The sequence below is a fragment of the Mesotoga sp. HF07.pep.5.2.highcov genome (assembly GCF_003666285.1).
In the GTDB taxonomy this organism is placed as follows: Bacteria; Thermotogota; Thermotogae; order Petrotogales; family Kosmotogaceae; genus Mesotoga; species Mesotoga prima.
On sequence record NZ_JFHJ01000204.1, the window covers coordinates 1 to 4,507 of the forward strand.

General features: G+C 42.9%; 7 protein-coding genes. 6 read left to right on the top strand and 1 reads right to left on the bottom strand.

The features are described 5' to 3' along the window. The 6 genes from BG32_RS04310 to BG32_RS04330 form a co-directional block, all read left to right on the top strand. Window positions 1-231 (top strand): diguanylate cyclase (locus tag BG32_RS04310; RefSeq protein ID WP_121526459.1); only part of this gene is annotated, 231 nt, incomplete at its 5' end. Continuing rightward, window positions 224-424: a hypothetical protein gene (locus BG32_RS04315; RefSeq protein WP_014730418.1), complete on the top strand. Its 201-nt coding sequence runs from the start codon at window positions 224-226 to the stop codon at window positions 422-424. The genes BG32_RS04310 and BG32_RS04315, both read left to right, overlap by 8 nt. Before the next feature lie 155 nt (window positions 425-579). Beyond that, window positions 580-1,068 carry a PAS domain S-box protein gene (locus tag BG32_RS04320; protein WP_121526460.1) on the top strand — a complete coding sequence of 163 codons (489 nt, stop codon included), beginning with the start codon at window positions 580-582 and terminating at the stop codon, window positions 1,066-1,068. Window positions 1,069-1,200: 132 nt separating this feature from the next. Beyond that, window positions 1,201-2,880: an HD domain-containing phosphohydrolase gene (locus BG32_RS04325; protein WP_006492270.1), complete on the top strand. Its 1,680-nt coding sequence runs from the start codon at window positions 1,201-1,203 to the stop codon at window positions 2,878-2,880. A 17-nt stretch (window positions 2,881-2,897) separates the two neighbouring features. After that, window positions 2,898-3,065: a hypothetical protein gene (locus BG32_RS15505; RefSeq protein ID WP_006492271.1), complete on the top strand. Its 168-nt coding sequence runs from the start codon at window positions 2,898-2,900 to the stop codon at window positions 3,063-3,065. Between the two features lie 215 nt (window positions 3,066-3,280). Then, the gene (locus BG32_RS04330; protein WP_006492273.1) at window positions 3,281-4,021 is read left to right on the top strand and encodes an alpha/beta hydrolase; all 741 of its coding nucleotides are present in this window, start codon (window positions 3,281-3,283) and stop codon (window positions 4,019-4,021) included. Window positions 4,022-4,035: 14 nt separating this feature from the next. Here the strand turns inward: BG32_RS04330 and BG32_RS04335 are convergent. Next, on the bottom strand, window positions 4,036-4,507 hold a 472-nt coding region (locus tag BG32_RS04335; protein ID WP_259459508.1), incomplete at its 5' end, for a DMT family transporter.

Sequence of the window (4,507 nt, forward strand, 5' to 3'; positions counted from 1 at the left end):
ACTGATATCACGAACACCGAAGAAGCTGCCACAAGGATTTGTCGTTCTCTTGAAGATTCAAGAATAATATATAAGAGAATCCCAATAAAGGTTCGTGCCAGCTTCGGAATTGCCAATTTTGAAGGACATGAAGATGAACTTGAAGACATGATCAGGAGGGCAGACAGAAATCTGTATGTCTCCAAAAGATCCGGGGGCAACAAAGTTACCGGGGGACGAAACTATGGCTAAGAGAGAATGGCAGATAAGAAGTGAACGTTTAGGCCTTGAAGCGCAGCTAAGGGAAAGAAATAAAGAACTTAAACTTCTATATGATTTCTCAAGATTAGTTGACAAAGCAGAGAAATCTATTGACGACATTCTGATGGGTCTCCTGAGAATCCTTTCCGATGCTTTTCAGAACCTGAGAGCGCGTGTGCCGTGATCGTCTACAGTGCCAGAGTGTATGAATCGAGAAGAGTCTTCAAGAAGTGATCGCTTTATACGTAACCAATGATAGTAAGAGGCAATGAGGTCGGGAGCGTAACGGTCTATTATTATTGAGACGGGAAAATCGCCTTCCTCTATGAGTAGTCTCAAATGATTCTTTCGGTTACAGAGAGACTCGGAAAAATTATTCAACGCATTGAGACGTCAAGGAAGCTCAGTGAGAACAAAGAGGAGTACCGCGCTACTCTCTCAAGTATTGGTGACGCAGTTCTTTCGACAGATGCTTCTGGAACGGTCACTTTCGTCAATGAAGTTGCCTGCAATCTTATTGGTCTTAGCGAAAGCAGCACCATCGGCAAGAGAGTTTCTGAAGTTATGGAGATCTTTAGTGAAGATTCAGATGAACCTGCAATTATTCCAGTAGAGCATGTGCTAGAAACCGGCAAAAAGGTTGGACTGGCAAATCATACTGCGCTCAGATCAAAGAACGGAAAAATCTACTCAATTGCCGATTCTGCAGCTCCGATATCTAGAGAAGACGGTGAAACAACTGGTGTTATTCTTGTCTTCAAAGATCTGACCGAAGAGAGAAAAAAGAAGAGAAAATCATACAAAGTGAGGCCCGATTCCAAGAGTTGATAGAAAATAAGAATGGAGGCCTGTTAATTTTAAACAGTTAAGATGGAGAACGATTTATTCTGAAGGAATTCAAAGCGCCTCGCGAAAATCTTAATAGAACTGGACTCGTAACCTTTGGCTAGGAGTTAATTGATGTTTTTTACTGGTGTAGAAAAGAGTAGTCTCTTCGAAGCAATGAGAAAGGTTTATAATACCGGGACCCCTGAGAAAGTAGAGGCCGAGAAATATGTCTACGGAGATCAAGAAGGCTGGTGGACAAATTATGTTAATAAACTTCCTTCTGGTGAGGTTGTAAGCCTTTGCTACGATTTGTCTGAATCACTTAGAATTCAAGAATTCAGAAAGAAAACGAACGATGGCCTGCTTGCACTGTCAAAAATGGCTGCTGGGAGTGGTTTCTCGCTTGATGAGTTTAAGAAGAGCGCCGAAAGAATAGTAGGCTCTTGTCTTTGTGTTCATAGTGTCGGGATATATATGCTAAAGAGAATTGGTGAGATGGATCTGATTATTAGCTCTGACCTGGTTGGTGGAGAGGCAAGAGAAGATAAGTCGAGAGCTATGGATCACGACCTCCCTTCCGAATATCTTCAGTTGATTCAAGCAAAGAGGTTCTTCAGTATTTCCGAAGTGAACGAAGAAGAAAAAAGCAACTTCATTGCTAGTCTGCAAGACGTTGGAGAAAAAGCGATTCTAGATATCCCCCTGAGGATCAGAGGAGTCATCGTGGGACCTCTCTTTTGCGATATGAAGATTGCAAGGCAATGGACTTCAAATGAAAAGAACTTCGCCGTGTCCGTAGGTGACGTTCTGACGCTTGCTCTTGAAGAAGATGAGCTTGTTAATGGTGAGCATCGCTACAAGAGCTTCTTCAAAATGAACGGTGCAACAATGCTTCTCATAGATTCGACAACGGGTTCAATCGTAGATTCTAACGAAGCTGCATGCAGATTTTACCAATATGATCTTGACACGCTAAAAGGAATGTCAATGAAGGATTTGGCTGCGAATAACGAATCCCTAATTGAGATACGTAAGCTCGCTGCTGGAAGATCTCCTAGTGTAGTCTCCAGGCAGAAAAAGTCCTCTGGAAAAATAGTCGACGTCGAGATTTTTGCTTCTCCTTTTAGCATGGAAGATATGGATCTGATTAACCTGATAGTTGTCGATATAACGGAAGCCCTTGCCGCGAAAAATAAACTTTCGGAAACTTTGGGGAGATTGCACACTGCTCTTGAAGGAGCTGTAGAGTTTGTTAGCAAGGTAGTAAAGGCGAGAGATCCATGCACGGCAGGCCATCAGAAGAACGTGAGTCGTTTAGCTACTGCCATTGCAGAGCGGCTCGGTCTGGATGATAATAGGAGTAGAACCGTCAGAATTGCCGGCTTGCTGCACGATGTCGACAAGGTTTCGATTCCGGTTGAGATACTTTCAAAGCCGGTTCGACTTACTGATCTTGAGTGGTCTTTGATCAAGCGCCATCCAATAGTCGGCTACGAAATCCTTTACGATGTAAAACTTGGTGGGCCAATAGCGGAGATTGTCAAGAACCATCACGATAGGATAAACGGATCAGGTTATCCAGAAGGTCTTATTGGATCAGAACTATCTTTGGAATCAAGAATCGTGGCAGTGGCCGATGTGGTGGAGGCAATGGTTTCTCACAGACCGTATAGAGCTTCTAGGGGACTTGGTGAAGCTGTGCAAGAGATCAAGGGCAACTCTGGTGTTCTTTACGATGAAGAAGTAGTTGACGCTTGTCTAGCTGTAATCGATTCGGGTTTCAAGATTGATAGGTCTGATAGCAGATTATAGATTGTTGGAGGTAGAGAATGAACGTATTTATTGTTATTCTGGCAATTTTCGGAGGGCTGGTTTTTTTGGGTCTTGCGGTGAAGTTCGCTTTTTTCGGACTCCGGGTAATTTTCGGTCTTGCCTTTGTTGGGCTGATTGTTTTCGCGATTATTTGGCTTCTTTCGAAGGTCCTTTTACTGTTTTAGTTTTTTGATTGTCGGGAATACTGAGGACTTTGCCCTTGATACCCGATTCGTTTCAATTCCGAATGGGTGGATGTTTCAAGTTGAATCTTCACTGGCGGTTGAATGCTGTAGTAGATGGGATCATTTTTCTGAGGATAGACTGAGAAAAGTCGTACCATACTGCCTGTGCTCAGAATTTCTGGGTAGAGTCTAAATTTTAACTGGGAAGTGAAAATATGAAAAGGGGTAATACTTACATCTTGTTGATTGCAACAATATCACTGACTGTATTTCTTACCCTGAGCGTCCTCAATTTCCTCAGACCTTATCAACCTAGTAAAGATGCCTATTACTCTCTTTCGAGTTCAAATGAAGTTATTTACTGTTTCAAAGATGGAACTCACATCTTCACTCCTGCGAAAGGAAGTGAGATTGGAATAGTGTTTTATCCTGGTGGCCTCGTGGATCCAGTATCATATGCTCCACTTCTTAAGAGAATAGCCACAAGCGGTGTTTCATGTTTCCTTGTAGAAATGCCCCTTAATCTTGCCGTACTTTCTCCAAACAGAGCAAAAAATATCTTGAAAGACAATCCAGAGATTAGGAGATGGATTTTGGCCGGGCACTCTCTTGGGGGTTCAATGGCAGCGAAATTTGCTTACTATAATCAGGGCAGAGTCGACGGTCTCATTTTGCTTGCCTCTTATCCCGGTAAAGACACTTCTCTATCTGAATCAGGTATTCATGTACTGTCGATTTATGGTAGCAACGATAAAGTACTTGACATTGAAGCTCTGGAGAGCGGAAGAGCTCTACTCCCTGAAGAAACAACTTACTTGAAGCTGCGTGGGGGGAATCATGCGCAATTCGGATACTATGGACCACAAAGAGGGGACGGAGATGCATTAATAACCCTTCTCGAGCAACAAGAAATGACCGTCAGCGCAATTCTATCATTCATTGACAATGCGATGTAATCCTCATTTTGAGATTATTTTGCCAGCTGATATACCAGAACGCCCGAGAGCATTAAGAGCAATCCAATGACTTTGGAGGGAGTCAGATCGATAGGCAGCTCGCCAAACAGTCCTGTGACGTTTATGATAAGTGCAAAGACTATCTGGGTTACTACAATTATTACGATGCCTCTGCTCGCACCTAGAGAAGATACACCTTGAGAAATACTTAGAATTATCAAGACACCTATGAATCCTGCGGTGTAGTAGAGTGGATTGAGTCCTTTTAGTGACTCCAGGCTCATTTCACCCTTACCGAAGAAAAAGAGAAGTACCGAGGCGAGAAGAAATCCCGTACCGTGTATGAAGAAGTTTGAACCGAAGAAGCCAATTTTCTCTCCCAGTCTTGCACTAAAAACACTTTGCATAGCGATTACTATCCCAGCTGCTATTGCGAAAAATACACCTCTAATCATCCATGTCTCACCCATCTGTCTTTGAAGTTGG

Bases quoted from the DNA above. Each gene is read 5' to 3' on its own strand.
- BG32_RS15505 (WP_006492271.1), top strand. From the start codon at position 2,898: ATGAACGTATTTATTGTTATTCTGGCAATTTTCGGAGGGCTGGTTTTT.
- BG32_RS04315 (WP_014730418.1), top strand. From the start codon at position 224: ATGGCTAAGAGAGAATGGCAGATAAGAAGTGAACGTTTAGGCCTTGAA.
- BG32_RS04330 (WP_006492273.1), top strand. From the start codon at position 3,281: ATGAAAAGGGGTAATACTTACATCTTGTTGATTGCAACAATATCACTG.
- BG32_RS04325 (WP_006492270.1), top strand. From the start codon at position 1,201: ATGTTTTTTACTGGTGTAGAAAAGAGTAGTCTCTTCGAAGCAATGAGA.
- BG32_RS04320 (WP_121526460.1), top strand. From the start codon at position 580: ATGATTCTTTCGGTTACAGAGAGACTCGGAAAAATTATTCAACGCATT.